This is a genomic window from Aeromicrobium sp. UC242_57 (assembly GCF_044452305.1).
In the GTDB taxonomy this organism is placed as follows: domain Bacteria; phylum Actinomycetota; class Actinomycetes; order Propionibacteriales; family Nocardioidaceae; genus Aeromicrobium.
In genome coordinates this window covers 1,132,140-1,158,601 of the sequence record NZ_JBIOAM010000003.1, presented here as the reverse complement: position 1 = coordinate 1,158,601, position 26,462 = coordinate 1,132,140, and the positions used below count along the sequence as shown (strand labels likewise).

Annotated in this window: 27 protein-coding genes and 5 pseudogenes; 8 read left to right on the top strand and 24 right to left on the bottom strand. The window is 63.9% G+C overall.

Features of this window, described 5'->3' with window-relative positions; genetic code table 11:
• Window positions 1-503 precede the first annotated feature (503 nt).
• The 3 genes from ACHMWU_RS17465 to ACHMWU_RS17455 all read left to right on the top strand — a co-directional run bounded on the left by ACHMWU_RS17465 (window position 504) and on the right by ACHMWU_RS17455 (window position 3,438).
• The gene (locus tag ACHMWU_RS17465; RefSeq protein ID WP_396045510.1) at window positions 504-692 is read left to right on the top strand and encodes a hypothetical protein; all 189 of its coding nucleotides are present in this window, start codon (window positions 504-506) and stop codon (window positions 690-692) included.
• Window positions 689-2,584 carry an ice-binding family protein gene (locus tag ACHMWU_RS17460; RefSeq protein ID WP_396045508.1) on the top strand — a complete coding sequence of 632 codons (1,896 nt, stop codon included), beginning with the start codon at window positions 689-691 and terminating at the stop codon, window positions 2,582-2,584. The genes ACHMWU_RS17465 and ACHMWU_RS17460 overlap by 4 nt, the downstream gene beginning before the upstream one ends.
• A gap of 104 nt (window positions 2,585-2,688) precedes the next feature.
• Window positions 2,689-3,438, top strand: coding sequence for a ZIP family metal transporter (locus tag ACHMWU_RS17455; protein ID WP_396045506.1), 750 nt, complete (start codon window positions 2,689-2,691; stop codon window positions 3,436-3,438).
• Window positions 3,439-3,693: 255 nt separating this feature from the next.
• Here the strand turns inward: ACHMWU_RS17455 and ACHMWU_RS17450 are convergent, their stop codons facing one another.
• From ACHMWU_RS17450 to ACHMWU_RS17415, 8 genes and pseudogenes are all read right to left on the bottom strand, one after another.
• Entirely contained in the window at window positions 3,694-4,653 is a 960-nt protein-coding gene (locus ACHMWU_RS17450) for a PD-(D/E)XK motif protein (protein WP_396045504.1), read from the bottom strand.
• Complete coding sequence (locus ACHMWU_RS17445; protein WP_396045502.1) at window positions 4,650-5,117, bottom strand: hypothetical protein; 468 nt, start codon at window positions 5,115-5,117, stop codon at window positions 4,650-4,652. Before ACHMWU_RS17445 ends, ACHMWU_RS17450 begins: the two co-directional genes overlap by 4 nt.
• Before the next feature lie 58 nt (window positions 5,118-5,175).
• Window positions 5,176-5,490 (bottom strand): Z1 domain-containing protein, encoded by a 315-nt coding sequence (locus tag ACHMWU_RS17440; RefSeq protein ID WP_396045500.1) that lies wholly within the window; start codon window positions 5,488-5,490, stop codon window positions 5,176-5,178.
• Window positions 5,381-7,144, bottom strand: a complete 1,764-nt coding sequence (locus tag ACHMWU_RS17435) for a Z1 domain-containing protein (RefSeq protein ID WP_396045498.1) — start codon at window positions 7,142-7,144, stop codon at window positions 5,381-5,383. The genes ACHMWU_RS17440 and ACHMWU_RS17435 overlap by 110 nt, the downstream gene beginning before the upstream one ends.
• 213 nt (window positions 7,145-7,357) lie before the next feature.
• Window positions 7,358-8,419 carry an ATP-binding protein gene (locus tag ACHMWU_RS17430; RefSeq protein WP_396045496.1) on the bottom strand — a complete coding sequence of 354 codons (1,062 nt, stop codon included), beginning with the start codon at window positions 8,417-8,419 and terminating at the stop codon, window positions 7,358-7,360.
• 780 nt (window positions 8,420-9,199) lie between these two features.
• Entirely contained in the window at window positions 9,200-10,465 is a 1,266-nt protein-coding gene (dcm, locus tag ACHMWU_RS17425) for a DNA (cytosine-5-)-methyltransferase (protein WP_396046860.1), read from the bottom strand.
• A 695-nt stretch (window positions 10,466-11,160) separates the two neighbouring features.
• Window positions 11,161-11,772, bottom strand: coding sequence for an MsnO8 family LLM class oxidoreductase (locus ACHMWU_RS17420; protein ID WP_396045494.1), 612 nt, complete (start codon window positions 11,770-11,772; stop codon window positions 11,161-11,163).
• A gap of 28 nt (window positions 11,773-11,800) precedes the next feature.
• A pseudogene (locus ACHMWU_RS17415) lies at window positions 11,801-12,007 on the bottom strand (LLM class flavin-dependent oxidoreductase); the annotation flags it as partial.
• Between the two features lie 197 nt (window positions 12,008-12,204).
• Between ACHMWU_RS17415 and ACHMWU_RS17410 the strand changes: the two are divergent.
• Window positions 12,205-13,500: a collagen binding domain-containing protein gene (locus tag ACHMWU_RS17410; RefSeq protein ID WP_396045492.1), complete on the top strand. Its 1,296-nt coding sequence runs from the start codon at window positions 12,205-12,207 to the stop codon at window positions 13,498-13,500.
• Between the two features lie 30 nt (window positions 13,501-13,530).
• Here the strand turns inward: ACHMWU_RS17410 and ACHMWU_RS17405 are convergent, their stop codons facing one another.
• The 10 genes and pseudogenes from ACHMWU_RS17405 to ACHMWU_RS17360 form a co-directional block, all read right to left on the bottom strand.
• Window positions 13,531-13,848 carry a PASTA domain-containing protein gene (locus ACHMWU_RS17405; RefSeq protein ID WP_396045490.1) on the bottom strand — a complete coding sequence of 106 codons (318 nt, stop codon included), beginning with the start codon at window positions 13,846-13,848 and terminating at the stop codon, window positions 13,531-13,533.
• 1 nt (window position 13,849) lies between these two features.
• Window positions 13,850-14,119: a hypothetical protein gene (locus tag ACHMWU_RS17400; protein ID WP_396047020.1), complete on the bottom strand. Its 270-nt coding sequence runs from the start codon at window positions 14,117-14,119 to the stop codon at window positions 13,850-13,852.
• Between the two features lie 223 nt (window positions 14,120-14,342).
• Window positions 14,343-14,732 (bottom strand): annotated as a pseudogene (locus ACHMWU_RS17395) (serine/threonine-protein kinase); the annotation flags it as partial.
• On the bottom strand, window positions 14,642-15,052 hold the full coding sequence (locus ACHMWU_RS17390; protein WP_396045488.1) for a hypothetical protein: 411 nt from the start codon (window positions 15,050-15,052) through the stop codon (window positions 14,642-14,644). The pseudogene ACHMWU_RS17395 and the gene ACHMWU_RS17390, both read right to left, overlap by 91 nt.
• An 80-nt stretch (window positions 15,053-15,132) precedes the next feature.
• Window positions 15,133-15,372: a GPGG-motif small membrane protein gene (locus ACHMWU_RS17385; protein ID WP_396045486.1), complete on the bottom strand. Its 240-nt coding sequence runs from the start codon at window positions 15,370-15,372 to the stop codon at window positions 15,133-15,135.
• Window positions 15,373-15,622: 250 nt separating this feature from the next.
• Window positions 15,623-18,543: pseudogene (locus tag ACHMWU_RS17380) on the bottom strand (vitamin B12-dependent ribonucleotide reductase).
• 105 nt (window positions 18,544-18,648) lie between these two features.
• Window positions 18,649-19,133: pseudogene (gene nrdR, locus ACHMWU_RS17375) on the bottom strand (transcriptional regulator NrdR).
• Between the two features lie 359 nt (window positions 19,134-19,492).
• Window positions 19,493-19,732, bottom strand: a complete 240-nt coding sequence (locus tag ACHMWU_RS17370; RefSeq protein WP_396045484.1) for a hypothetical protein — start codon at window positions 19,730-19,732, stop codon at window positions 19,493-19,495.
• Entirely contained in the window at window positions 19,729-19,959 is a 231-nt protein-coding gene (locus ACHMWU_RS17365; RefSeq protein ID WP_396045482.1) for a hypothetical protein, read from the bottom strand. The genes ACHMWU_RS17370 and ACHMWU_RS17365 overlap by 4 nt, the downstream gene beginning before the upstream one ends.
• Window positions 19,928-20,365 carry a hypothetical protein gene (locus tag ACHMWU_RS17360; protein WP_396045480.1) on the bottom strand — a complete coding sequence of 146 codons (438 nt, stop codon included), beginning with the start codon at window positions 20,363-20,365 and terminating at the stop codon, window positions 19,928-19,930. Before ACHMWU_RS17360 ends, ACHMWU_RS17365 begins: the two co-directional genes overlap by 32 nt.
• A 127-nt stretch (window positions 20,366-20,492) precedes the next feature.
• Here ACHMWU_RS17360 and ACHMWU_RS17355 point away from each other — a divergent pair, with 127 nt between their 5' ends.
• Complete coding sequence (locus ACHMWU_RS17355; RefSeq protein ID WP_396045478.1) at window positions 20,493-21,065, top strand: Dps family protein; 573 nt, start codon at window positions 20,493-20,495, stop codon at window positions 21,063-21,065.
• Here the strand turns inward: ACHMWU_RS17355 and ACHMWU_RS17350 are convergent.
• The 3 genes from ACHMWU_RS17350 to ACHMWU_RS17340 all read right to left on the bottom strand — a co-directional run bounded on the left by ACHMWU_RS17350 (window position 21,055) and on the right by ACHMWU_RS17340 (window position 22,428).
• A complete protein-coding gene (locus ACHMWU_RS17350) occupies window positions 21,055-21,267 on the bottom strand; it encodes a hypothetical protein (protein ID WP_396045476.1) in 213 nt (70 codons plus the stop codon). The two genes, ACHMWU_RS17355 and ACHMWU_RS17350, sit on opposite strands and share 11 nt — an antisense overlap.
• On the bottom strand, window positions 21,264-21,941 hold the full coding sequence (locus tag ACHMWU_RS17345) for a type 1 glutamine amidotransferase (RefSeq protein WP_396045474.1): 678 nt from the start codon (window positions 21,939-21,941) through the stop codon (window positions 21,264-21,266). The genes ACHMWU_RS17350 and ACHMWU_RS17345 overlap by 4 nt, the downstream gene beginning before the upstream one ends.
• A gap of 91 nt (window positions 21,942-22,032) precedes the next feature.
• Entirely contained in the window at window positions 22,033-22,428 is a 396-nt protein-coding gene (locus ACHMWU_RS17340; RefSeq protein WP_396045472.1) for a LysM peptidoglycan-binding domain-containing protein, read from the bottom strand.
• 732 nt (window positions 22,429-23,160) lie between these two features.
• Here ACHMWU_RS17340 and ACHMWU_RS17335 point away from each other — a divergent pair.
• Together ACHMWU_RS17335 and ACHMWU_RS17330 are read left to right on the top strand one after the other, a co-directional pair.
• Window positions 23,161-23,301, top strand: a complete 141-nt coding sequence (locus ACHMWU_RS17335; RefSeq protein WP_396045470.1) for a hypothetical protein — start codon at window positions 23,161-23,163, stop codon at window positions 23,299-23,301.
• Between the two features lie 30 nt (window positions 23,302-23,331).
• Window positions 23,332-23,574: a YhjD/YihY/BrkB family envelope integrity protein gene (locus ACHMWU_RS17330; RefSeq protein WP_396045468.1), complete on the top strand. Its 243-nt coding sequence runs from the start codon at window positions 23,332-23,334 to the stop codon at window positions 23,572-23,574.
• On the opposite strand, the gene ACHMWU_RS17325 is transcribed toward ACHMWU_RS17330, so the two are convergent.
• Window positions 23,571-23,834, bottom strand: coding sequence for a hypothetical protein (locus tag ACHMWU_RS17325; RefSeq protein ID WP_396045466.1), 264 nt, complete (start codon window positions 23,832-23,834; stop codon window positions 23,571-23,573). The genes ACHMWU_RS17330 and ACHMWU_RS17325 overlap by 4 nt on opposite strands.
• 257 nt (window positions 23,835-24,091) lie before the next feature.
• Complete coding sequence (locus ACHMWU_RS17320; RefSeq protein ID WP_396045464.1) at window positions 24,092-24,970, bottom strand: SDR family oxidoreductase; 879 nt, start codon at window positions 24,968-24,970, stop codon at window positions 24,092-24,094.
• Window positions 24,971-25,053: 83 nt separating this feature from the next.
• Between ACHMWU_RS17320 and lexA the strand changes: the two are divergent.
• Window positions 25,054-25,812 (top strand): annotated as a pseudogene (lexA, locus tag ACHMWU_RS17315) (transcriptional repressor LexA).
• On the opposite strand, the gene ACHMWU_RS17310 reads toward lexA, so the two are convergent.
• Window positions 25,787-26,428: a cation transporter gene (locus tag ACHMWU_RS17310; RefSeq protein ID WP_396045462.1), complete on the bottom strand. Its 642-nt coding sequence runs from the start codon at window positions 26,426-26,428 to the stop codon at window positions 25,787-25,789. The pseudogene lexA and the gene ACHMWU_RS17310 overlap by 26 nt on opposite strands.
• Window positions 26,429-26,462 lie beyond the last annotated feature (34 nt).

Sequence of the window (26,462 nt, the reverse complement as noted above, 5' to 3'; positions counted from 1 at the left end):
GAATTGTTACCCTTCGGTTCATGCTGTCATTTCAAGGAAAAACAAAGTCTGCCGAGTGGTGTCCAATTGTCACGATCGGACGTATGGTGACGACAACACGACTCTGACTCGACTCGATTCGGAGGGTCTCGACTCCCTGCGGCAGGTTGGTCAGGAGGCTATGCCATGTTCGGCAGATCGAGCTCCGCCGCCATGCACCGACGCGACCGCGCATCTCGTTCTCGCTGGTGGTTGGCGTGCATGCTCGCCGGCCTCATCGCGATGACGGCTCAGGGTGCCGATGCCTTCTGGACGAGCACCGGCAATACGTCCGGGGTCTGGGGCAACAGGCACCAGCCTGGGGCTCGTGCTCAGCCCCGGGACGCCGACGACAGCGCTCCACCCAGGCGGCACGGCCGATGTCGCGCTGACGATCTCCAACCCGAATACTGAGCCAGCAGCGCTGACCTCGATCATGCTTGACTCGACTCAAGGCGAATCTGGCTTGTCGGTGGATGCAGCACATGCAAGTCTGCGACCCGGCGTCCGTGACCTTCACGGCCCAGACAGCAGGGTGGACGGTTCCCGCTCGCGACGGTGGCATCGACGGCGCCCTCGACGTCACGCTCACAGGCGCGGTCTCGATGGGACCAATTGCCGATGACGCGTGTCAGGGCGCGCCGCTCACCGTCTACCTGCAGGCCGGTTCATGATCGCGCGGCGCTCACTCGTCATCGTCTTGGCGATGCTCCTGAGCTGTGGGGCCGCCTGGTCGTACTGGCACGTCGATGCCACCGGCACCGGTGCTGCGAGTGCCGCCACCGTGAATCGTGGGGGCCAACCATCTGGCGTGGTGGTCGACGGCGCCGTCACCGTCACCTGGGATGCGTCGACGTTGTCAAATGGCGATGCCGTCGACGGATACGTCATCGCGAGGTACGACGCAGAGACCCTCGCCTCCGAGCCCGTTCTCTCGACCTGCGCCGGGACGATCACGGCAACTGCCTGCACAGAGTCCGACGTGCCGCCCGGAAGCTGGGTGTACGCCGTCACTCCCCTGGTCGGACAGCACTGGCGAGGTGCCGAGAGCCTCCGCAGCGTGCCGGTCGTCATCGACACCTCGGTGGTGCCCCTTGGGCGCGCGGGGACGTTCTCCGTGCTGGGTGCGATCGGCGTGACGAGCACGGGAGCAACGCTCGTCAGCGGCGACCTGGGCACCAGCCCGACCGACGTAGTGGTCGGTTTTCCGCCCGGCGTCGTCGGCGGGGACATCTATGCCAGTGGCCAGGTCTCGGCGCGGGCGCAGACGGACTTGTCGACTGCCTATGACGTGGCTGCTGGCCTGGAGCCGACCGGTCCAGACTTCGCCGGCGACCTGAACGGCCAGACGTTCCACCCTGGCGTCAGGCACACCGCCGCTGCCCTGGCGTTGACCGGGACGTTGACCCTTGACGGCGATGGTGATCCGAACGCCGTCTTCGTCTTCCAGGTCGACGCCGCCCTCAACACCGCTGCCGCGAGCCACGTCGTCCTCATCAACGGTGCGAAAGCGTCCAACGTCTACTGGCAGGTGCTCGGCGCTGCGAACACCGGGGCAAACGCCACCTTCGCCGGCACGATCTTGGCGCAGGGTGCCATCACGCTCGGCGCCGACAGCCAGCTGATCGGTCGCGCACTCTCAAGGGCCGCTGTCACGATGGCCAGCAACACCGTGCGGTTCACCGATGCGCTGGCGCCGACGGTCACCTTCGCCGATGGAGCCACCCATCTCACCAAGGATCCGACACCGACGATCAGCGGCACGAGCAATGCAGTCGCCGGTCGTACAGTCACCGTCACGGTCGACGGGCAGACCCTGACGGCGCCAGTGCTCTCTGACGGGACGTGGTCGGTGACCGCCGCAGCACTCGCCGCCGGGGTCTACACCGTCGTTGCGAAGGTGCGAGACGCCGCCGGAAACGCGGGGTTCGCCAGCCAACAGCTGACCGCGGAGATCAACCCTGATCCGGTCGACCTCGGGAGTGCCGCGCAGTACTCGGTGCTCGGCGGGACCGGCGTGACAAGCACCGGTGCGACCGTGCTGGCCGGCGACCTCGGAGTCAGCCCCAGCAACGCCGTGGTCGGATTCCCACCTGGCATCGTGCAGGGCACCATTCATGCTGGCGACAGTGCTGCCGGCCAGGCGCAGGCCGATGCAGCCACCGCGTACACAGATGTCGCCGGGCGTGCTTCCAGCCGCAGCTTCGCAGGCGACCAGAACGGTCAGACCTTCCGGCCCGGGGTGCACCGCACAACTGCGGCGTTCGCATTGACCGGGACCATGACGTTCGACGCCGATGGCGATCCCGATGCGGTGTTCATCATCCAGGTCGGCGCAGCGCTCAACACCGCCGCCGCAAGCCAGATCGTGCTGGTCAACGACGCGCAGGCCTCGAACGTCCACTGGCAGGTGCTCGGCGCCGCTGGGCTCGGCGCGACCTCCCACTTCGTCGGGACGATCCTCGCCAAAGGCGGCATCACGATCGGGGCTGGTGCGCAGGTTACAGGGCGTGCACTGTCGGTGGGGACGGTGACGCTGGCCGGGAACGGTGTCAGTGGGCCGTGAGGTGGAGGTCTCGCCCTAACCTGGATGGGTACGAGACGGCCGAAACCTCCGAAAACTGACGTGGCCCATCGACGCTCTCCCATCCCACCGACCTAGGAGGCCACATGCCGATCTGGCTTGAGGCTGGGGCGTGGGGACTTCTCGCCGGCGGGGCGCTCGTGCTCGGTGCTCTCATCGCTTGGTTGGTACGCGTGCCGCAGCCCGTCGTGGCTGGGGTCATGGCATTCGGATCCGGCGTGCTGATCTCTGCCCTGTCCTTCGACCTCATTGACGAGGCAGAGCGGATGGGTGGCCTGCTGCCGACTGTCACCGGAGCCCTCGGCGGGGCCGCCGCCTATGTCGCGGCGAATGTCTTCCTGGCCCGACGCGGGGCGCGGCATCGCAAGCGTTCGGGCGAGCAGCAGCCGTCTGAGGACGAGCAGGCGGGCAGCGGCACCGCGATCGCGGTGGGTGCGCTACTCGACGGCATCCCCGAGTCCGTCGTACTGGGCGCTTCGCTCTTGGGCGGCACCGGCGTGGGCCTGCCCGTGTTGGCGGCGATCTTCATCTCGAATCTCCCCGAGGGACTGTCGAGCGCGGCCGGGATGAAACGAAAGGGACGCAGCGCACGGTACGTCTTCGGCGTGTGGATCGGTATTGCCGTCGCGTCCGGAGTCGCCGCCCTGCTCGGTTGTCTCCTCCTCGACGGTGCGCCGCCCGAGACGATCGCAGCCATCACGGCCGTCGCCGCCGGCGCGATCTTGGCCATGGTCGCCGACACAATGATCCCTGAGGCATTCGAGAAGACGCATCTGTATGCGGGCCTTATCGCGACGGTTGGGTTTTTGCTTGCGTTCACGATCGGGCGGGTGTGATTTGTCGTGAGACGGATGGGAATCCACGCGGCTGGCGAGAACCTGGCGAGAACACCGTGGCCAGGCGCTCGCCTAAGCCGCTGGCGCGCAGCACCTGAGTGTCGAATGCGGCGCGCACGTGTCCTGTTAGCCAATAAGCGTCACAGACGTCTGCGCGCAGGTCAGTAACTTGGAGGGCAGTTCGCGCGTCAGCGGACTGCCATGCATGGCGAGTCAGCACCCGCATCGCCTCCTCCCCAGTTACGATTCATGCCGTCACACGGCTACCAACGCAGCGAGGCCGTAAGGGGCGATCTCTGGGGCGACTTCGGAGCAGTCTGCGGTGAAGGTGACACCCGAGACCTCGGGTGGCACAGTGCTGACTTTCGGCACGTCAAGTGCCGAGAATATACGGATTGATTCGTCGGCCTGCTGAGCGTCGAATCCTCGGTCAACGTGCCTAAACCACTCGACTCCGAGGGTCGCAGCGACAACCTCGTGAACGCGCATCTGACGGCCAGGGTCGCTCGCGAACAATTGCTCAGCGTTGCTGATCATCCGCTGCAGGCTAGTGCCGGCGAGGGTCTCCGTGGTCATCACCGAGGCGACGCTGGTGGTCGCTCCTTGGACTGGGAGCACTTGCTCGAGGGAGAAAATGTGCTTGCGGGTGGTGAGAGTGGTCGTCTTGACCTCTAGCCGGCTCCCCTGCGCCGCGAAGTCAAATCGGTCGTCGACGTCACTGTGCCATGAGTCGAGCATTTCGTTTGTGTTGCTCACCCTGCATAGGACTAGTAATTCACCCCACAGCCCCAGCACGCTTCCGCGCGGCACAGGGTTTGGGTCGAACAGTCGCACCAACCGTCGCATAGCGATGCTGACCTGCCCGGGCTCGGGCGCAGTACCGATCACGTCGATCACGTTGGCGACGACAGAGAGGAAAGTGTCTAGGTATTCCAGTTCGCCCAGGTTCAGCTGGACGAGACCCCACTGCCCGTCCTCGACCGTGCCGTCGACGTGTCGGACGTGCAGCAGCGAGCTCGGCTCGAGTGAGATCCGTTGCAACTGAGTCGGAGGCTCAGGGGACGTGTCTGCGGGGGTGAGGAGCACAATCGCAGCGCCCTCGGCCCGGCCGATCTTGAAGCCTGCAGCCGTCGGCACGTCAACGACGTCGAATCCCTTGCCAGCCGTCGCCTGGACCTTGTCGATGCACGCGCGCAGTTCTGCTGCGGTGGTCACTCGTCAGCCTTGTACTGGAAGATCGCGGCACCCGACAGTTCTTCTGGCACTCGGATCCGCAATCCGACCGCATCCCACGCCCGCCCTCCATCCTGATTCACCACGTTGTGGAGTTGGACTGTCAGCGCCGAACCATCAAACGACTGACTATCGCCGAGGTATGGGCCATTCGGGCTGCGTCCCTGTGCAAGCGCGACGCTTTCATCATCGACGGCGAGAGAGCGCTTGCGGGCCTGGAATCCATCCATCGCGTAGACGGCAACCTGCAACGTGGGATCGTCGTCAAGGTGCGCCTGCATGACGAGCGCGAGTTGCTGCACCACGATCATGTCGTCGACAGGCCCTTCCCAGTCAGCCAGGAGGCTCAAGACCTCACCCATCGGAACGAAGAACCGCTCATTGCTGCGGTCAGTCCGCGGATCAGCAGGATCGTGCTCACAATCGGCGGCGTAGGTGGCGCGCAAGAGGTCGACAGCCGCTCGGTTCTTTGCGGAAGCGCCGGCCGCGAGTTTGCCGAGCCGATCAACCGCGGTCCATGAACCCCCACGGAACTTGTTGTGCAGGATCGGGAAGCTTTATCACAGCTCGCCTGGTCGCCTTCATCGACGAATCGAGCAGCATCTTGCGCGTCCACTTCTTGAGGTTGATGCCGTCGGCCTGCGCCTGTTGCATCTCCTTGCGGAGATGCTGCTCGTGATCGACGTAGTCGCGGTACGACTGGGCAAGGTCACTCGACATCCAGGCGTGACAAAGATCGTGATAAGCCTTCTTGTATCCGAAGAACCTGGCACGTTGCTGAATCGTGTCGGCGTTGCCGACGCCTGCCCCGCGGGGCATGTAGGTGACGGCGAGACCCTGAAATGGTGAACCCGCGGTCAAGCGCGTTGCCGCCGATCACAATCCATGCCGGCGCCTCGTGCCACGTCAGATCGCCCGTCTTGTCACTGTTCACCACCCGCACCTTGGTAACGGACATCCAGTCAGGCAATTCCTCGAGCATCTGGTCGAGCGGGGGCAACCGCCTGCCAGCGCGGACCAGTCTCGTCGCGGCTGGCACAAAGTGGTCCTGGACCAACTCGTCACGGTCGGGCCCTGGAGTCTCGAGCAATATTGCCCATGCATTCATCAACGAATTGACGTACCCCTCGTAGATGGTGTGCAGGTCTTTCGTATGCGAGGGATGAACGAGCATCGACAATATTTCGTCCGGCATCTGCGTCTTGGCCAGCAGGAATGTGGCAAGGCCGTCCTTTAACGAGTCCGGAGGTGCACCCCGCGACGTATCGAGCGCGTCGATGATCTCGTCAGCCGACATCACCGTAACGAACCCAGTCACGTCAGGACCGAAGAAATCCTCACCTCCGGTGTACCCGTCGCCCGGAGTTAGGACATTGACGAACTCCGGCGAAAGCGAGTCTGCGAGGCTGATCAACAACGGAGCCTGGGGTGTGGCGGTGTACATGACGTAAGTGTTGTTCGGCACCTTGCTGCGCAGTTCGACGATGGTCGAGTAGGTCGGGGTATCCGACTTCGGCCCACCGTCGCCCTTGCCCGCGTTCATTCCGGCCTGATCAGCCTCGTCGTCAATGAGAATCACCGGAAGCTTTGCGAGGTTGACTCCCTGAGAGGGCAGTTTCGCGAGCAAACCGGCCAAAGTGTTTATGCGGTTCTTGTTCTTCATCACTGTGATGACGGTCGTCTTGCGGAATTGATCCTTCGTACCCTCCTTGAGTGCGTTCTTGATCTGCTTGGCCAGGTCAGCTACCGCGGTCGGTGAGTCGTCCGGGTTGGACATGATCGCCCACGGGCTCATCCCCGCATCTCTCTCAACGCGCAAGTCGCTGCGGAGCCGCTCGACCGTCTGCTCATGCAGGTTCGTTTTCGTGCCGGCAAGAAGGATCACGAGCGGGATCCGATTGTCTCGAGCCATGGCTGTAAGAGCCGTAAACGAAAGCGTCTTCCCGCTTTGCACCTGTCCGATCACGAGTCCCGCCGACGAGCCATCCGCGGAAGATGAACCCGGGTCGATGCAACGTGCCAGGATGTGCCGAGTCTCCTTCAACACCCGGGAACGCTCCTTCTCGTCAGACAACGCGCTTTCGACGACCGAGAGTGTCTCGGGCCCGACGATCGGACTCCACCGCGAGAGCGGGTCGGTTGGACCGGTGCCGTCGGTCAAGATCTGAACAAGCTGCTGGTCAGTCATGAGGGCAACTTTCTTCGAGAGGTAACTGCGCAGCAACTGATTGACTGCGTGCACGACCAGGTAGGGCATCTTGGCTCCGCCCTGACGCGCAAGAGCCTGGCCAAGGCCCAAAGCGATAGCGACCCGGTAAACGGGCTCGAGTTCAGTCCCCGGTAACTCGCAGTAGGCCCGCATGAAGGGGTGAGCCTGATTGACCTTCAGAGTGATGGCAGGCCTCTCGCCAACTTCTTCCTTGACCGTCAGCCAGTTGCCGTTGGACTCATCCGCAATGAGCTCGAATTCCACTCTCCAGGCCAGTCCCGTTCTGATCGATCGTGAACGTCCGATTCGCCGACACCACTTCGTCGGCAGATGTCTGGCCGCCAACGTCACCGTCGGCAGGGAAATCGACGTTGACGGTGGCCTGAGAGTGCATGACATCTGACGACGGTGTGGAACTCACTACACCAGCACCGAATGACGATGCGACACTGTCGAGGAGTGCCTTGGCCGCGTGCTTCAGGCGTGGGTTCGACCCTGCGAGACCGGTACTCCTTGGCTTGTCGCAGCAACGGCCACGGTCCTGAGTTCCAGTTCGGCGCGAAGCGCCTCAAGAAAATCGTCTTCCTCGTCATGCCAAACCAGAGAGTCCTTCGTGTACGTCACGGCGAAATCGTCCATGTGCAACTCACCAAAGACGCGTTGCGATCGGAAGTCGTTCGACGCTCCGAAAATCTCGCGCGGACGATACGTCTCTTCGCCAGCGCCCGTGACGACCTTATTGCGATAGAAGAGCGCCAACCCAGCAGAAGCAGTGGCGCCCTTCGCCCTGACTGCGACGAATCCTGTTGACATGCCGCCTGATTCGAGTCGGAGGTCAATGTCCTTGCGCCAAACGTGCGATTCCCCCTTCCTGATGAGACCAGAGCGGAGCATCGAGGACGTCGGGCTCGGCGTAAGCGATTGCCTGGCCATTGAAGGTGATCTCCACGTCCCCGTCGCGCAGGAACTGTCGATATATGCCGCCCAGGTAGGCGTGGATCTTCGAGATGGTCTTGGTCTGAGGCTTTCGGTACAACTGTTCCATCCGCACCTCGGTGAAGTGAGCGGTGGGCGACTGCGCCTCGACGACGACATCGAGCGTCTGGTCCTCGTCTCGACGATCATCGGCACGTCGAACGTGACCGTCCGCCCCTCGTTCTCTCCCAACGCTGACGATCTAACTGACCACTTCCTGGCGAACCAGCAACAAGCTGCCTTCATCCCAACACCAAACTGCGAGAGCCCGCTGTTATCGGCCGGAGGGTCCGCGACTCGAAAGGCTCGCTGCCAGTCAGCACCCGCTATGCCAGCGGCGTTGTCACGCACGACGATCGTGTCGCTGACCCGGTCAACCTCGATCTCAATCCTGAGCCGGAAGTCGGCACCGTCGACATCACGCAGCGCGTCGCGGTTGGCGACGTAACTCTGGATCGCGTTGTCGACCAGTTCCCCGAGCGCGTACCAGGGCTGGTACTTCATGTTGGGGAACAGGTTGAGCATACCGACCTCGGGCCGGATACTGATGCTCGTATCGGTCATGAGGCGCCTCCTTCCAGTCGATCCCTGCACGCACCATAGAGTGTCGAGCAGACAGATCCACGCTCATGTGGCTCACTTAGACCATGGCTCTTCTTCAGACGCTGACCCAGGTGACCAAGGACCGGCAGTCCCGACACAATCCCACCGCCGGTGGGTGGAGTGTCTTCACCGCCGACGGAGACATCTACTTCCAACTCGATACCTACGGCACTGGAGATCGACAAGATGTCGGGACTGTTAGTCAGTCGATTCAGATAGATCGCGCTCGAGCGTCCGCCCTGATCGACGTCTTGCGACAGACCTTCCCAGGCCTCTGAACTCACCATTCGCCTGCCATATTTGGTCACCGAGCCATACTATGGAGCACTCGGATCCTCATGTCGCGATTTGGCGGAATGAACGACAGCCGCCCACATTAGCCACGTCGCGTCAGCCCTGGCGGGCAATGGCTAGAGACGGATTTCCATCCAGGCTCGACGCGATACAGCAGCACAATTGTCACCATGCCGAGCAATTCACACCCGGTGGTTCGAGCGACCGACGTCCGTCCCCCGTTCTCGGAAGCTCCGCCGACCACGCATCGAGATTGACATCACGCGGTTGCAAGTCGCGATCTTCAGTAGTAGATGCATTTGGCACAATTTTCCCGCCTAGGCGCCAAGGCCACGCGCGGACCGCGAGTGGTGAGGCCGGAAGATCAGCGAAACTTCGATCGAGATCGTGGCGCCGTCCGCGAGGTCCACGAGCACGACTTCCTGTCACCCGCGGCCACCGAGACCATCATTCTCGTCCGGGCCACCAATCCTTGAAGTACTCGTCAGGCGTAGCGGGCGCCGCGTCGGCGACATGTCGCCAACGCTCACCTGACCGCGCCATCTGCTGCCGCAGCACATGAAAGATAACTCCAACGTTTACAGCATTACCCAACTGCTTGTACGTGTGCTTGTCGTCTTGTCCGACGAACGAGAAATTTGATGGAAATCCCTGCAGTGTGGCCGCCTCGGCCGGAGCCATCTTACGACGGTCGCCGTGCCAGATGGGCGTCTGAGCCATGGCAACGAGAGCCGGCGCATACGTTGGGCGCTTCGCCCGAATCCCCGAGGGGCGGAACTGCAGAATGCAGTCGGCGAGTTTGTCAGCGTCCTGCCCCTGCCATTCGAACTTACGGCGCGAAGCTGGAAAGTCGTCTAAGTCGGGATGAGCCTGGAGCCAAGCGTCAATCGCCGCCTCGTGGCGGGTGTAGAGATCGGAGTTCTTCCGCAGGAAATCCTGCTTCCAGGCAGGCATCGAATCGTCGATCACCAGTTGGTCACTCGGGACGAACTCGTCGGCCCAGATCGGGAAACCCGGCAGCCGCTTGAGACCATCTGCCTTCAGCCGGACCACAAAATCCGACCAGACTTCGATCCAGCGGGCCTCGCGTGCACTGAGACCGTACTGGCCGGCGCCTCCATCGATGGCGTCATCAGCAAGCCGTACGGACTCGAGGTCCCAACGTTGCGGGTCCCAGCCATCCACAGGCTTGTTTGTGATCACGGGGTCCTCATCCGCGCCGGGACCACCGACGAAAGTCGCGGCGATGAAGACTCGTTCCCGCACCTGCGGCCGACCGGCCTGCTCCGGCTGCAGGAGATGTGGGGAGAAAACAGCAGCGGTCGACGAAACCCGGTACCCGAGCGCACGGAGTTCACGGATGATTACGTCCCATTCGTGCTTGTGTCGTGGCCCCGCAAGGTTACGCACGTTCTCTAGGAGCACGAGTTGCGGACGTCGTGCCTCGAGAATCTTCAAGATCGAGAAGAACAGAGTGCCACGAGTCTCGCTCATACCTCGCTGAAAGCCCGACTTGGAGAATGGCTGACACGGAAATCCGCCTACAAGCACGTCGTGCTCAGGCACGAGCACTTGGCTCTCCGTCGCCCTGACGATATCTCCGTCCGGCTTAAGACCCCAGTTGTGTTGGTAGATCTTGGCCGCATCGTCATCGATCTCGGACGCATACACACACTCCCCGCCGAGAAGCTTCGAGCGCTGCGTGGAAACCACCAATCCCTGCGAATAGATCGACGAAAGTGAACGTTCGGGGCCTCGAGCTCATGTTCGATCACAGTACCGGTTGCGGACGACATTGCGAGCCATCCCGGACAAGTGTCGCATCCAGATCAGTATGAACCCTCACTCCTTGACAAACTCGTTCCGTCGATAGCTCTTGACGACGCACGACCACCTCCACGTGGACTTACCCTCGATCTCAGCGCCTAACACGAACGCCCGCGAACCAACAGACTCAGCGAGAATGTCTCGAAATTCTATTCGTTCACTCGCACTGTTCCAAGGTGATCGAGGAGTAGGAAGTTCCTGAACCAGTGGGGCAGCTTGCTGAGCGCTGGTGAAGTCCGTCAGCCGCCAACTGCCGTCCTTAAGGCACTGCGGCAGCAGGCTCGACCGATAGGGATCCAGACGAGGTCTCGAACGACATACCTAAACTGCAGTTGAACGCTGATAGGAATCGAGAAGGAATCCAGTACGCCGCCCAGGGCCGAGCCCTGATTGCAGAACAAATTGAAGAACACGTCTAGTGCGCCCTCCACGCTAGTTCTGGCCCCGGTTCAGTCAGAATAGACATCCGCAAACAGCTCAGCCGACCGCAGACGCTGCTCTACCCGCGGGCTCTGGTGGGCGACGATCAGCTATCCGCGCCAGTCTGCTCGGCGAACTCGGTGACCAGCTTCTGGACGACATCAGGAGTTCCAGCGGCGCTGTAGGTCATCATCTGACGCAGGTGCGCGCCCTGCGGTGATGCGAGCACCTGGTCTGCCTGCTCGTCGTTGTACTTGGTGCCCGGTCGCAACAGCAGCGCCACGCGGCTGCGCAGCACCTGCTGCTGCTGGCGTTCGGCGTCGCCCTGGTCGTCTGCGGCGATCACGTTGAACGCAGCCATCAGATACGGCTTGTCGAGCTGCTCGGACGGCTTGAACTCGCGGCGGTACAGCGATCGCGTCGTGCAGAGCAGCCGGCGCGAAGTGGGACGCGAAGGCGTACGGCAGGCCGAGCGAGGCAGCAAGTCCAGCACCGAACAACGACGAGCCGAGGATGTAGAGCGGCACATTGGTACCGGTGCCCGGATACGCCGAGACATCGGGGATCCGCGACTCACCCCGCAGGTACGCCTGCAGTTCCAGGACGTCTTCGGGGAATGAGTCTGAGGACGTCGCATTGCGCCGCAGCGCGTGCATCGTGTTCTGGTCTGTTCCGGGGGCACGACCCAGGCCGAGGTCGATACGCCCCGGGTGGAGGGTCTCGAGCGTGCCGAACTGTTCTGCGATCGTGAGCGGTGAGTGGTTGGGCAGCATCACTCCCCCCAGAGCCAAGACGGATGGTGCTGGTGTGGGCCGCCACGTGGGCGATCAGCACCGACGTGGCCGACGACGCGATCGATGCCATGTTGTGGTGCTCGGCGTACCAGACTCGTTTGTAGCCGGCTTGCTCCGCCTTCTGAGCCAAGGCCACCGTGCCAGCCAGCGCATCCGCGACAGACTGGTCGCGAGCAACAGTCGCAAGATCGAGAATCGAAACCGGCACAGACATGAGACGCCCTTCATCAACTAGCGACGCCGAACAGCGTCACCGTGTACCAATGACAACCGGACGGAACTCCGTTCTCATCCCAGGCCAGTAGTTGCGTATGTCTCGTCGCCTGACAGAGCGACCGCCGAGGTTGTTCTACGCGCAAGCGTGAACTACGTTCGAGACAGAGTGTTCAGCGCAAATGTTCGGGGGAACAGATGACTCATCACCATAAGTTCAAGCTGCTGCTAGCCATACTGGCGTCGATCGTCCTGGCCGTCGGCCTCACGTCCGCGCCTGCCAACGCAGCATCCAAGGGCGGCAAGATCAAAGGGGTGGTCACCCTGGACGGCAAGCCACTGAAGGGCGCGAAGGTCAAGCTCATGCGCACCGACACCGACAGCGGTGACGCCTACTCGGTCTACAAGACCGCCACGACCTCGAGCAAGGGCTACTACTCGTTCTCGGGTTCCCCGCTCAAGGGATGGACGTACAACCGAGTCATCGTCTCTGATCCCCAGCATCGCGCGGTCACGACCGTGCGATCGCTCAACGGTCGTTCCACGAAGACTGTCACCCGCAACGTCACCATGAAGGGTGCAGGCTCGATCACCGGCAAGGTCACCCTCGCCGACGGGAGCTCCCCCACCGCGGCGCAGGCATCTCGAAGGACCCCCCGATCGACCTCGGCCCGGCCGGCAACGAAAGAGCTGGCCTACCTCGACGAGAGGCAGGCGAACGCGAAGGGCACGTACCGCTTCGTTGGTCTGCCTGCGGGCACGTACACCCTCAGCTACGCCGACTCCGCCAAGAAGTACCTGAACGAGTGCTACGACGACACCGTCATTCACCAGTCCGCAGACTTCTACTGTGAGAAAGCCACCAAGATCACGGTGAAAGCTGGCAGCAACACTCCGCTCGTCGAGCAGCAGCTCAACCACGAGAGCGCTCACCTGCGCGGCACCGTCACCAACACCAGCGGTCAACCGTTGAAGAACATCTTCGTGACTCCCTACCGCGTCGGCGTGAGCACCCCAACCTGGTACCAGACCGGAAGCACCCGATCGAACGGTCGATTCGCCATCGAGCCCATCGACGCAGGCAACTGGCAAGCTCCAGGTGCGCGACAACGAAGGTGTGTGGGAGTCGCGCTGGTACAACTCAGCCAGCCGGTCAGGTGCCCAGGTCTTCTCGCTCGCAGAAGGCACATCGATCACCAACCTGGCCATCAAGCTCAAGTCGAGGGCAACATTGACTGCAAAGACAGCCCCTGGCACCCGTCGGGCCACCTTCACCATCAAGGTGGTGCGCAAAGCCACCGGCGGCCGTCCCAGCGGCAAAGTGACTGTCGCGCTCGGAGATGTCAGTCGAACCGTCTCGGTCACAAAGGGTGCCGCGAAGGTCACGCTGACCGGGTTGCCGGCTGGCAAGCAGAAGTTCCAGGTCGAGTACAAGGGAACCTCCAGCACCGCCGATGCACGCAGGACGGTCTCAGCCACGATTCGCTGAGCTGACGGGAGTCACGGGGCAAGGGGATCAAGCCGCTACTTGTTTCCTTTGCCCTTTGACTTGCCTTTGGCCTTGCCGTTCGACTTACCTTTGGTGGCGCTCTCACCACCGTTACTGGTCCCGCTCGATGGCGGAGTCGCAGCAACCGGTCCAACCGCGACAGAAAGCGTCACCGTGGCGCCGTCGGGCAGTCGTCCCGACTTGTCGAGCGAGACCACCTCACCGGCGTCGCCGTTGCGGGTCACATCGTCGCGCTTCACCACGAGCCCCAGGTTCTCCAGCGACGCTGAGGCCTTCGCATAGGTCTGACCGACGAAATCGTCGGCGGCGATCGCCACCTTGCCGGACGCCACGCTAATCGCAACGACCTCCTCGGCGCGATCGGATGCTCCGGCGTCGGGTGACTGCCTGACGACCTGGCCCGCAGGGAGCTCCGGCAGCATCGACGATCTCGGTGCGGGCAGTCATCTCGGCATCGCGGATCGCTGCCTTGGCGTCCGCCACGCTCAACCCGATGACATCCGGCACCACCGCGGGATCGTCGCCGCCCATGGTGCGCCACCCGAGGAACGCCAGCACCAACACCGCGGCCCCCACGCCGGCATACGCCGCGGTCCAGCCCATGCGTCGCCTCTGCGGCACGACAGCGGTGGGTGAAGTCGAGACGAGCGCGGTCTGGGTCAGTCCGTCCCCCTCGCGCTCCCCACCGGCAAGCTCGAACGTCTCCGGCAGGTCGATGGTGCCAGCGGCCGATCCCAGCGGCCATGCGAGCTACGGTCGCAGCGTCTGCGGGCCGCTCGGAGGGGTTCTTGGCCGTCAACGATCGGATCAGCGTCATGACATCGGCTGGCACGCCGTTCTCGGTCTCTGGCAGGTCATCGTTGAGATGCGCAAGTGCGGTCGCGATGTGCGACTCTCTCCGAAAGGGCGACGAGCCCGTCAGGCAGTGGAAGGCGACAACGCCGAGGGCATACAGATCTGACTGCGGCGTCGCTGGGCGTCCGGCGGACTGCTCAGGGCTCATGTACTCGGCCGTGCCAACCATCGCGCCGGTACTGGTCAGTGGCTCGCTGGTCGCCGAGCGTGCAATGCCGAAATCGACCAGAACGGTGCGGCCCGCTGGGGTCAGCATGATGTTCGCTGGCTTCAAGTCGCGATGGACGATGCCGGCTTCGTGCGCGGCCTGAAGGCCCTCGGCCACCTGCACCACCACTGACATGACCTGATCTGCAGGCATCGGCCCGCGCTCCCGCAGCAGCTCGGCCAACGAGTGGCCCTCGACGACTCCATCACGATGAACGTGAGACCGCCATGCGCGGATCGGTCCTCTTCGAAGTCATAGACCTGGGCCACACCGCGATGGTTGATCGATGCCGCGAGGCTGGCTTCACTGCGCATCCGTGCGCGCGCCACGTCGTCGGTCAGCGGGCCGCCGCGCAGCACCTTGACCGCCACTTGCCGACCGAGCCGGGTGTCAGTGGCTCGGTACACCGCTCCCATGCCGCCGGAGCCAACGGAGTCCCCCAACGCATACCGGCCATTCAGCAACTCATCCACGCAAACTCCACTATCGGTCGAGGTAACGGGGATGCCCCGCAGCCCTCATCAGGACTGCGGGGCATCGAATCAGTCAGCGATCAGGTCCGAGCACCACGGCGGTTGAAGATCGACCAGCCGCCGGGCCCCACGGCCAGACCGAGGACGATCAGCACGATGCCCAGCAGAATGCTGCCGTTGACCAGCGTGATGATTCCGTAGATCACGAGAGCGACGGCGATGATCCAGAGTAGAAATCCCATGGTGTTCTCCTTTGTGCGGCGCCCGGGGTGCGGACGCTCGTTGATGAAGGTTGTCGACTCGACAGCAGGTCTTGCCATCGAGCAGCGCAGGCGTGGCTGCGATCACACATCACCGAAGTCATGGCTCGGCAGTGCGCCACGCAGCGTTGGGGAACGTACCCCCGATCTGCCCAGGCAAACCTCGACAGCAGGCCAGGCAGTCTGCCGACGGTTGCCTACGGTGCCATTGACCGTCCATCCCGCGACCACAGGCAGCGCGTGCCCGCGAACGCGAAAGTGGGGAAGAGCCGAAGCTCTCCCCCACTTTCACACCATTACTGACACATGATCAGCTGCAGCCGCTGGTGCTGCCGCATCCTTCGCACACGTGGCAGGAGCCGGCGGGACGCATCTTGGTTCCGCAGGTCATGCACAGCGGGGAGTCGACCGCGGAGCCAGTGATGACTTCGAGGAGCTCGGCGCTGGTGTGGGCCTGCGTGGGAGCAGGCTTGGAAGCGGCGGCCTCGTGGCTGTCGCTGGAGACGCTGGTCGTCTTGGCGGCTTCAACAGGCTCAACCGACGAACCGGACTCGACCGGCGCACCCTTCGCCTCGACGGGGGTGTCGATCAGCGCAGCGGCAGTGCTGCCGTTCGAGATCGGCTGGTGAGAGCCGGTGTCGAGGTAGCGCTGACGCTCGTCAGCCGAGTAGATGCCAAGAGCCGCACGCGTGTCGAAGTCGAGGTAGTCGAGGGCCAGACGACGGAACGTGTAGTCCATGATCGACTGGCTGATGCGGACGTCCGGGTCGTCGGTCAGACCGGCCGGCTCGAACTTCATGTTGGTGAACTTGCTGACGAAGGTCTCCAACGGCACGCCGTACTGCAGCGAGATGCTGATCGCGATCGAGAAGGCGTCCATCATGCCGGCGAGGGTCGAGCCCTGCTTGCCGAGCTTGAGGAAGATCTCGCCCAGCGACCCGTCCTCGTGAGCACCCGAGGTCATGTAGCCCTCGGCGCCGCCCACGGAGAACGACGTCGTGATGGCCTGACGCGACTTCGGCAGACGACGACGGATCGGCTTCTCGACGATGACTTCCTTGATCTCGACCTTGGTCGAACCGGAGTCCTTGGCTTCCTTGCCGTCCGAGAGCGGCTGGCCGACCTTGCAGTTGTCGCGGTAGACCGCGAGCGCCTTCAGGCCGGCTTCCAACCCTGGAAGTAGACATCTTCGATCTCTTCGACCGACGCCGACTCCGGCAGGTTGACCGTCTTGGAGATGGCTCCCGACAGGAACGGCTGGCAAGCGGCCATCATGTGCACGTGGCCCATGGGCTTGATCGAGCGCTGACCCATCGCGGTGTCGAAGATCTCGTAGTGCTCGGTCTTCAGACCGGGCGCGTCGACGACGTGACCGTTCTCGGAGATGAACTCGACGATCGCCTCGATGGTCTCGCCGGTGTAGCCGAGCTTCTTGAGCGCGAACGGGATCGTCTGGTTGACGATCTGCATCGAACCGCCACCGACGAGCTTCTTGAACTTGACCAGCGAGAAGTCGGGCTCGATGCCAGTCGTGTCGCAGTCCATCATGAAGCCGATCGTGCCGGTCGGCGCGAGGACGGACGCCTGGCTGTTGCGCCAGCCGTTCTTCTTGCCGATCGTCAGGTTGTCGGCCCACTCCTTGGCAGCAGCACGGTGCACCGCGATGTCCATGCCGTGCACGGTGCGGATCTCGTCGTTGGCGGCCTGGTGCTTGCGCATGACGCGCTCGTGCGCCGAAGCGTTCTGCGCGAAGCCGTCGTACGGGCCGACGACACCGGCGAGCCGGCGGAGCGGCGGTAGGACGCACCCGTCATGAGCGAGGTGATCGAGCCGGCGAGGGCACGTCCACCGTCGGAGTCGTACGCAAGACCCGATGCCATCAGCAGCGCGCCGAGGTTGGCGAAGCCGATGCCGAGCTGGCGGTAGGCACGCGTGGTGTCACCGATGGCCTCGGTCGGGAAGTCGGCGAAGCAGATCGAGATGTCCATCGCGGTGATGATGAACTCGACGGCCTTGGTGAACGTCGCGGTGTCGAACGAGCCGTCGTCCTTGAGGAACTTCAGCAGGTTGAGCGAGGCCAGGTTGCAGCTCGAGTTGTCGAGGTGCATGTACTCCGAGCACGGGTTGGACGCCGTGATGCGGCCGGCCTCCGGCGAGGTGTGCCAGTCGTTGATCGTGCCGTCGTACTGGATGCCGGGATCGGCGCACGCCCAGGCGGCCTGTGCGATGTCTTCCCACAGCTTCTTGGCGTCGACGGTCTCGATGATCTCGCCGTTGGTGCGCGCACGCAGACCGAACTCGCCACCGGACTCGACCGCCCGCATGAACTCGTCGTTGACGCGGATCGAGTTGTTGGCGTTCTGGTACTGCACCGAGGTGATGTCAGCGCCACCGAGGTCCATGTCGTAGCCGGCGTCGCGGAGGACGCGGATCTTGTCTTCTTCCTTGGCCTTGGTTGCGACGAACTCTTCGATGTCGGGGTGATCGACGTCGAGGACGACCATCTTGGCCGCACGACGGGTCGCACCGCCGGACTTGATCGTGCCGGCCGAAGCATCAGCACCACGCATGAAGGAGACCGGGGCCCGAGGCCGTGCCACCCGAGGAGCGGAGCAGCTCCTTGGACGAACGGATGCGGCTCAGGTTGAGGCCGGCACCGGATCCGCCCTTGAAGATCAGACCCTCTTTCCTTGTACCAGTTGAGGATCGAGTCCATGGAGTCATCCACCGCAAGGATGAAGCAGGCGCTGACCTGCTGGGGGCTCGACGTGCCGACGTTGAACCACACCGGGCTGTTGAAGCTGAAGACCTGGTGCAGGAGCATGTGGGTCAGCCGTGCTCGAAGATCGACGCATCGTCGTCGGAGGCGAAGTAGCCGTGCTCTTTGCCGGCGGCGGTGTAGGTGAGGACGACGCGGTCGAGCAGCTGGCGCAGGCTCTGCTCGCGGTCGGGGGCACCGACGGCGCCACGGAAGTACTTGGTCGTGACGATCGTGGAGGCATTGACGCTCCAGAAGTCGGGGAACTCGACGCCCCGCTGCTCGAAGACGTTCTCGCCGGTCTTCCAGTTGGTCTGGACGACATCGCGACGTTCCCACGTGACGGCGTCGTACGGGTGCACGCCTTCAGTGGTGTACACGCGCTCGATCTTGAGTTTGGCGCCATTCTTGCTGGCAGCCTTGCCCGTCGCCTTGCGCGGTGAACCCGTGGGTCCGTTGACCGTCTCCGTCATGAACTGCTCCTTGTGTACGTGGTGCGCGGTGGATGCTACTTATTAGTGCTGCCGGGCCTTAGCCTTCGAAAGGCCGGGCTTCAAGAACGATGGTGAGTTCTTGCGCTACTTGTTCTTTGATGCGTGCTTGGCCAGCTCGCTGTCGGCGCTGGCTGCCATCAGGCTGGCGATCTCGGCGGCGAAGTCATCTGCCGAGTCGAACGCCTTGTAGACCGAGGCGAACCGCAGATAAGCAACTTCGTCGAGCAGCTTCAGGGGCTCCAGGATCGCGAGACCGACCTCATGGGCCGGGACCTCGGCGCACCCCGAATCGCGGAGCGTGTCTTCGACCTTCTGGCCAAGACGCGCCAGATCGTCGTCGGAGACCGGTCGGCCCTTGCAGGCCTTGCGGACGCCCGAGACGGCCTTGTCGCGCAGGAACGGCTCGGTCGCGCCGGAGCGCTTGACCACGGTGACTGCATCTGCTCGATCGTGGTGAAGCGCTTCTCACAGGCCGAGCAGGAGCGGCGCCGACGGATCGCTCCGCCTTCGTCGGCGATGCGGCTGTCGAGCACCTTGGTGTCGGTGTTCTTGCAGAACGGACAGTGCATCGCGCTACTCCTTTCGATGGGCATGTTGCGGTGGGGCTTGTCTTGATGGAGCTGTTGCTCGTGCGTCATCCCCGAGCTGGGGACGAAGGTGTGGAAACACTGTGGATCAATCGCTATTTCGGTGCGTAACCCCGGTCATCCTGTGGAACTAGATGTGGAGAACTACAGCGATGTAACTACTAGATCTAGTGTTACCTTACGCGTCGAAAAGGGCTTGTGCAACATCCTGGTGGACAGTGCTGACACTTTTTCGGGACACGTGCATTTGCGCAGGTCAGAGCGCATTTTGTCCTGCAATTTCGGCGTGTCGCGGGCCTCTCAGAGGGCCGCGCGAGGGTGGCGAGAGCAGCAGTCGGGCGCTAGCGCTCCTGCGCCCACAGCAAAAACTGGGCGGCGTGATGCTGGTCATGAAAATCATTGCCCGCCAGCTCTACCAGAAGGTCGTTCGTCCACACCGCCAGGCGACCCACGGTCCACGAGCCCACGTCGGCAGAGGGCAGATCGAGGCCGTACACGTCGCGGGCAAGCTCTCGCTTCTGCGCATACGTCAAGATCGGCAGGAATCGCTCGGAGTCGGCGACTGCCAGCGTCTTCGTCACGAGCCCTCGCCGAAGCCAGGCATCGACATCGCATACGTGCCGTCGACGAGCTCGGTCATCCGATCCTCGATCGATCCAGTCCCCCGCAGCAGGTACTCGATGCTGGCGCGCATGCGCCGCGCCCCCTCGAACTCGCCCATGACGCTCCACGCCTTGTCGAAGACCAGGGTGCTCCCCTGGTCGGCGCCGATCGGGTCATGGACGAACTGCTCGAGGTCGAAGATCACTGCCTTGTCGAGCCCGGCCGGCGAGAAGACCCAGGCGAACTTCTGCCAATGACGCTGCACCACCGGCTTGGGAACATACTCCTCGCGCAGGAACTCCTGCTTGAGCGCGTACGCTCGCTCGACAGCCTCGGCCGAGAAGCTCGACCGACGTCTGGAACTGCTTCAGCGCGATCTGGATCGATGGCACCGATGCCTTCGCCGGCACCCGGGTGCGCGCCGCGGCAGCCTTCGGCTTCGCCTTCGGACGCGGCTTGGCCGCAGCTGGCGGCGGCTCCTCGACGGCCTTGCCATACGTGAACACGAAGTCGCAGTCATCGCACCTGGCCTCTTTGCGACCATCCGGCAGGACCCGGATCAAGAAGATGTCATCTTCGCGGACACACAGGGGGCAGACGATCAAAGCCATGACACAAACGTATGCCCTGGCACCCAGCCGAAAAGCAGCCTCCCCATGACGAGTTTGTCGAGGTCTTGATGTAGTCCCTGGCCGCAGATCGACGATTAAGCGCGAGCAGAGGGGGTATGGAAAATGTATGGCTAACTCAACCCCGAAATTTACGATTCCTGGCCTCACCAACGCCGAGGGCGAGAAGCTCGCCGGCATCCTCCAGGAGAGGCTCAACGCGCTCAACGACCTGCACCTGACGCTCAAGCACGTGCACTGGAACGTTGTCGGTCCTCACTTCATCGCGGTCCACGAGATGATCGACCCGCACGTCGACGAAGTCATCGCCATGGTCGACGAGACGGCAGAACGCATCGCCACCCTGGGCGTCTCCCCGCAGGGCACGCCCGGCGCGATCGTCGCTGGCCGCACGTGGGAGGACTACTCGCTCGGACGGGCCACCACGAACGAGCACCTGGGCGCCCTCGACGAGGTCTACATCAACCTGCTGAAGGATCACCGCAAGGCACAGGCTGCGGTCTCCGATCTCGATCCGGTCACCGAAGACATGGTCATCGGCCAGCAGAAGCAGCTCGAGCCGTTCCACTGGTTCATCCGGGCGCACCTCGAGAGCACCGGCGGTCGTCTGTCGACAGCGGACGCCAAGTCGGAGAAATCTGCGGCAGAAGCAGCCCACAAGGCTGCCGACGTCACCGACTAACGCTTGCGCGGCTGCTTCTTGGCGGGGTCGTGCCTCGGGTCATGATCCTTGCCATGAGCAGCTGTTGGTCTCCGTGCTCGGCGTCACGCACGAACTGATGTGCCGTGGCGCCTCGCAGCACTGCACCGACAACTCCGTGGTGGGTGATCACGACCTCCTTGCCGCGGACGGTCCACTCGTAACCGCTGGGCCGGCCCTTCATGCGACGCCCAGGTACGAGAGCGCCGCATCGGTCAACGACCTGGCACGCAGCCGGGACTGGATCGCATTGCGCCGGGCCTGACGGATCAGATCGGCAGTGTCGACGCCGATGTCGCCGAAGTAGCCTGCGTGCACCCACCGCTCATAGGTCTCGGGCGTCACCTCGGGATGGAACTGCCAGGCAATCGACCGCGCACCGAACGAGTCGTCGACGATGCACTGCGGACCCCGCCAGGTCGTGCCGATGATGCGCGACGTAGGCCCGGGCGCGAAGACGTCGGTGTGCATCTGACCCCAGGGACCCTCAGGGCACAGCACCGGATCGATCGTGTCGACCCGCCCCCAGCCCAGCTCGGCCTTGTCGGAACGCCAGGACGTGCCGCCGAGTGCCCGAGCGAGCAGCTGGGCGCCGTAGCAGATCCCCATGACCGGCGTCCCTGCCCTGAGCGCCGAGCGCACCAGCTCCGTCTCGGAGATGACCGAGCGTTCCCACTTCGGATCATGTGCCGACTTGTCGGAGCCGAGTAGCACGATCAGCTCGGAGCCGCCCAGCTCACCGAACGAGGTGAGGGCGTCTCGGTCAAGCTCGACGATCTCACCACCTCGCTCGACGATCCGTTCGACGACGTAGCCGCCATCCTTGTCGGCCGCATCAGCGACCACGTGAATCCGCATGGGTTCATTGTGACCCACGAGCACCACAACGAAACCCGCCCAGGTCACCTTCCCTAGAGACCTGGACGGGTTGCGTGGTCGTGCGCGGCTACTACGAGTAGACCGGCACCGCAATCTCCGTACCCACCTGCAGAGCAGACGCGCTGGGCATGGAGTTGAGCTTGATGATCTCGTCGACCGTCTTGCGGATGTCGCCATTGGGGTTGGCCTCTCCGGCGATCTCCCACAGCGTGTGACCCGGCAGAATGCGCACCATCGTCGTCTCGGCCGGCGTGCCAGCCTCGTCGGTCGCCGTCGAGGACGGGCCGAACATCACAGCGAAGACCGCGATAGCGGCGACGGCCGCAGACAGCACGACGGCCTTGCCGCGGCGAGTCAGCCGCACTGCGGTGGTCGGCCGCTGGGCCTGGGCCTGGGCCTGGGCCGTGACGGTGCGCGCGGGTCGCATCGAGCGGGCGTCGAACTGGCTGATGGTCATGGTACTCATGGGTGCCTCCGTGGGGGAAGTGAGACGGTGAACGTGATCTCTTGCGTGGATTGGTGTGCTCGACCGAGCGGCGGCTCTCGATGTCATTCGATTGATGCGAACAGGCGTTCGATCGAACACATGTACGACAATACGGGCGACCTCTGACAAAAGGAAGAACTAATCGAACAGAATTTCGAGTGACGCTGCACACTTGCTGCCTTTGCAGGAAAAAGACATTCGAAAATCGTTCGAACATCTGGCCTACTCCTGCTCAGACAGGCGGGCACAGCCGTATCGCACTACCGTCGAGACATGCCTGCCGTACAAACTGTTCGAACATCCTGGAAGCAGGCCTCGGCCCAGCAAGCGCCGCTGTTGGCAGCCGGAGTGGCCTTCTACGCCTTCCTGTCCCCTCTTCCCGCCCTCATCGCCGGAAGTCCTGACGTACGGCCTCGTCGCCTCACCCGAGACGGTGCAGCGCCAGTCCGAGCAGCTCACCGACGCACTACCGGCTGACGCCGCCTCCCTGATCACCGGACAGCTCAGACACTGACCTCGACCTCCAGCGGGTCCCTGGGCCTGGGACTCGTCCTGGCCGTCGTCCTGGCGTTCTACAGCGCCTCAGGCGGCGTGGAAATCTCGTCACCGCGATCAACGTGATGTTCGGCATCAAGGACTCGCGCAACTTCGTCCAGCGCAAGCCTCCTCGCCCTCGGGCTCACGGTCGGCGCGATCGTCTTCGTCCTCGTCGTGATCACCCTCGTCGCGGCAGCCCCGGCGATCTTCGACGCGCTCGACATCGTCCCGGGCGTCCGCATCCTGCTGGCGCCGCCCGCTGGGCGGTTCTGCTGGGAGCGCTGGTCGTCGCGATCGGCGTGCTGTTCCGGGTAGCACCGGATCGACCCCGAGTCGCCCAGGCTCGTGACCAAGGGCGTCATCGTCGCCAGCGCGTTGTGGGTCGTCGTCTCGATCGGCTTCTCGGTGTACGTCGACAACTTCGGCAGTGACGGCAAGACCTACGGAGCACTCGCCGGTGTCGTCGTCCTGCTCCTGTGGCTCTGGATCGGGTTGTACGCGATCTTGTTCGGCGCAACCGTCGAAGCGGTCGAGGAAGACATCGTCACGGCTGAGACGATCACCGAGGACGCTGCCCGCGAGCTCTAGATCGACCACCGCGCCACGGCGAACAGCACACCGATCGCGACGATGCTGAGCACAGCGAGCACCACCGCGATGCGCAGTCCCCCGGGACCTGCATGGGCTCTGGCCCCCACGAACAAGGCCACCGCCAGCGCGAGCAGCAGAACAGGCACCCAGCCGATCGAGCCGTTCTGCTGCGTGGTCAACCCGCAGATCGCGATGGTGTATCCGCCGACCGCCGCCCACGACCAGCTGGCCAGCGATGGCGCCCGCAGCGCTCCCACACGTCGCTTGCCGTTCGGCGTCTGCCGAGATCGGCACGGCGTGGGGATTGTTCTGGAAGCTCCGTTCCCGCTCGACGAAGCCCGAGATGAATCCGAAGCAGGCGACCAGAGCGGCGAGGACTCCTGCCACGCACAGGGGAAACGCCTCGACGAGATCCACGGGTGCCTCCTGCGCCGCGTCCAGCTTGGCGTACACGACGACCGCGACGCCGAACCCGAGGATGAAGGTGAGGGCGCTGCCGACGAAATAGGTGAGATCAGCCGTCCGCCTCGACACCGCGGTCACGTCGCGGCCCGCTCGGCGCCGCTTGCGGGCTCTGCGCAGCCGGCTCGCTCCCACCCGTCGGAGCACGGGATCGACCCGCGCGGCGACCCGGGGGCCAACGAGGCAGAACGACCGAGGACTCCACGCCACACCGGCATCGTCTTGATCGTGCGCCTGGTCCCCAGCATGTCGACGAGCTCTCGAGCGACGTCCTGCGGGCTGAACATGACTCCGGTCGCCAAGATCGCGCGGGCACCCCCCTCGGGCACCATCGACTCCACCATCGCGGTGTCGACCCCGTCGGGGCACAGCGCGTGCAGGTGGATGTGGTCACGACGCTGCCGGCCACCAACGAGGTCACCAGCGACAGCACGGCAGCCTTGGAGGCGGCGTAGACGCTCAGCCCAGGCACCGGCGCATGGGCGCTGAGCGATGCGAGGACACCGATCTGTCCGCCGATGATCCCCAGGCTGGACTGCTCGCGAAAGGCGTCTGCTGCGGCCCTGACTCCCCACACTGCACCCAGCACGTTGACGTCGAACGTCGTCCGGATCTGCTGCTCGGTCAGCGAGGTGACTTCGCCCTCGAACAGCACACCGGCGTTGCACACCCACACTGCGAGCGGCGCGATCTCGCGAGCATGCACGGCGACGACGCGGTTGGCCTCGGGATCGGTCACGTCGAGCCTCAGGCCCTCTGAGGCGCCGATCTCGTCGGCCGCACGGACAGCAGCCGCCTCGTCGAGATCGGTCACCACCACGCGGTATCCCCGAGCGACCAGTTCGGCTGCCACGGCACGTCCGATGCCGCGACCGGCACCTGTCACGACGGCAGAGCGCGGAACGTCTGGACTCTTCTGGTTCGCTGGCACCGACCCAACCTAGGACCCCGACCCGCGACACGCCATCGAACATATGTTTGAACAGAGGGTCGATATCGGGTTAGTGTTCACACATGAGCGACGAACGCAAAGCCGACGTCACCGGCTTGCCCGACGGGCCGGCCGACTCCACCGGGCTGACCACCCGTCAGCGCAAGGTCCTGGAGTTCCTGCGCGACGAGATCGAGAAGCGCGGCTACCCGCCCAGCATGCGCGAGATCGGTGCTGCGGTCGGTCTGACCAGCACGTCGTCGGTCGCTCACCAGCTGAGGACGCTCGAAGGTCTGGGCTACGTCAAGCGCGACCCCAACCGCCCTCGTGCTCTCGAGATCTTCCTGCCCGACGTCATGGCCGCGCGCCGGTCGATGTCCGCCGTGCCGCACCCTGAGGGGCAGCTCGAGCAGACCTCGCTCGATCAAGCGCCGTTCGACGAGACCGGCATCAACGATGCCGCACCCACGGCGACCAACGTCCGCTCGTCGGGCGTATCGCCGCCGGCGGGCCGATCCTCGCCTGAAGAGCGCGTCGAAGAGATCTTCCCGCTGCCCAAGTCGCTGGTCGGCGACGGCACACTGTTCCTGCTCGAGGTCTCCGGCGACTCGATGGTCGATGCGGCGATCTGCAACGGCGACTACGTCGTGATCCGCCAGCAGCCCAACGCCGAGAATGGCGAGATCGTCGCCGCGATGCTCGACGGCGAGGCCACGGTCAAGACCTTCCAGCGCAAGGACGGCCAGGTCTGGTTGCTGCCGCACAACGACGACTACTCCCCCATCGACGGCACCCACGCCACGATCCTCGGCAAGGTCACGGCGGTCCTGCGGAAGGTGTGAGGTTCGGCCCCTTCGACAGGCCCCACGGACAGCGCACGAGCAGCAGTCGTCGGTGGATGCACTCACTCCGCTCGGAGCACAGCATCCTTCGCCGCGCCACGCTTCCACGCCCTCGCGTACCGCGACGCCAGCGATGACGAGTCCGGCGACCGGATCTGCCCACGTCCATCCCAGGGTGGCGTTCAGCACGAGTCCGATGAGCAGCACTGCGGACAGGTAGGTGCACAGGAGGGTCTGGCGTGGAGTCCGCGACGACAGCGTTCGACCCGAGGGCCTTGCCGGTGCGCCGCTGCGCCCACGACAAGAACGGCATGATCGCCAGAGACACTGCAGCCAAGATGATGCCCACAGGCGACGGGTCGGGTTCATGGCCGACAACGAGCGACCGGAAGGACTCGAAGAACACATAGGCAGCCAGCGCGAAGAACGAGAACGCCATCAGCCGCAGTGCCTGCTTCTCCCGGGTCTCAGGAAGCCGGTGGCGGAACTGCCAGAGGATGATGAGCCCGCTGGACACCTCGACGACCGAGTCCAGGCCGAACCCCACGAGAGCCACCGAGCCGGCGACCAGACCTGCGGTGACTGCGATGACTGCTTCGACGACGTTGTACGCCACCGATACACCCGCCAACAACTGAGCTCGACGCCCC

Coding starts and splice junctions, on each gene's coding strand:
- ACHMWU_RS17345 (WP_396045474.1), bottom strand. CDS start 21,941: ATGCGGATTCACGTGGTCGCTGATGCGGCCGACAAGGATGGCGGCTAC.
- ACHMWU_RS17430 (WP_396045496.1), bottom strand. CDS start 8,419: ATGACCGATACGAGCATCAGTATCCGGCCCGAGGTCGGTATGCTCAAC.
- ACHMWU_RS17455 (WP_396045506.1), top strand. CDS start 2,689: ATGCCGATCTGGCTTGAGGCTGGGGCGTGGGGACTTCTCGCCGGCGGG.
- ACHMWU_RS17440 (WP_396045500.1), bottom strand. CDS start 5,490: ATGCCCCGCGGGGCAGGCGTCGGCAACGCCGACACGATTCAGCAACGT.
- ACHMWU_RS17410 (WP_396045492.1), top strand. CDS start 12,205: ATGACTCATCACCATAAGTTCAAGCTGCTGCTAGCCATACTGGCGTCG.
- ACHMWU_RS17355 (WP_396045478.1), top strand. CDS start 20,493: ATGGCTAACTCAACCCCGAAATTTACGATTCCTGGCCTCACCAACGCC.
- ACHMWU_RS17340 (WP_396045472.1), bottom strand. CDS start 22,428: ATGAGTACCATGACCATCAGCCAGTTCGACGCCCGCTCGATGCGACCC.
- ACHMWU_RS17360 (WP_396045480.1), bottom strand. CDS start 20,365: ATGGCTTTGATCGTCTGCCCCCTGTGTGTCCGCGAAGATGACATCTTC.
- ACHMWU_RS17385 (WP_396045486.1), bottom strand. CDS start 15,372: ATGGCAAGACCTGCTGTCGAGTCGACAACCTTCATCAACGAGCGTCCG.
- ACHMWU_RS17460 (WP_396045508.1), top strand. CDS start 689: ATGATCGCGCGGCGCTCACTCGTCATCGTCTTGGCGATGCTCCTGAGC.
- ACHMWU_RS17465 (WP_396045510.1), top strand. CDS start 504: ATGCAAGTCTGCGACCCGGCGTCCGTGACCTTCACGGCCCAGACAGCA.
- ACHMWU_RS17400 (WP_396047020.1), bottom strand. CDS start 14,119: ATGGGCTGGACCGCGGCGTATGCCGGCGTGGGGGCCGCGGTGTTGGTG.
- ACHMWU_RS17350 (WP_396045476.1), bottom strand. CDS start 21,267: ATGAAGGGCCGGCCCAGCGGTTACGAGTGGACCGTCCGCGGCAAGGAG.
- ACHMWU_RS17420 (WP_396045494.1), bottom strand. CDS start 11,772: ATGCTGCCCAACCACTCACCGCTCACGATCGCAGAACAGTTCGGCACG.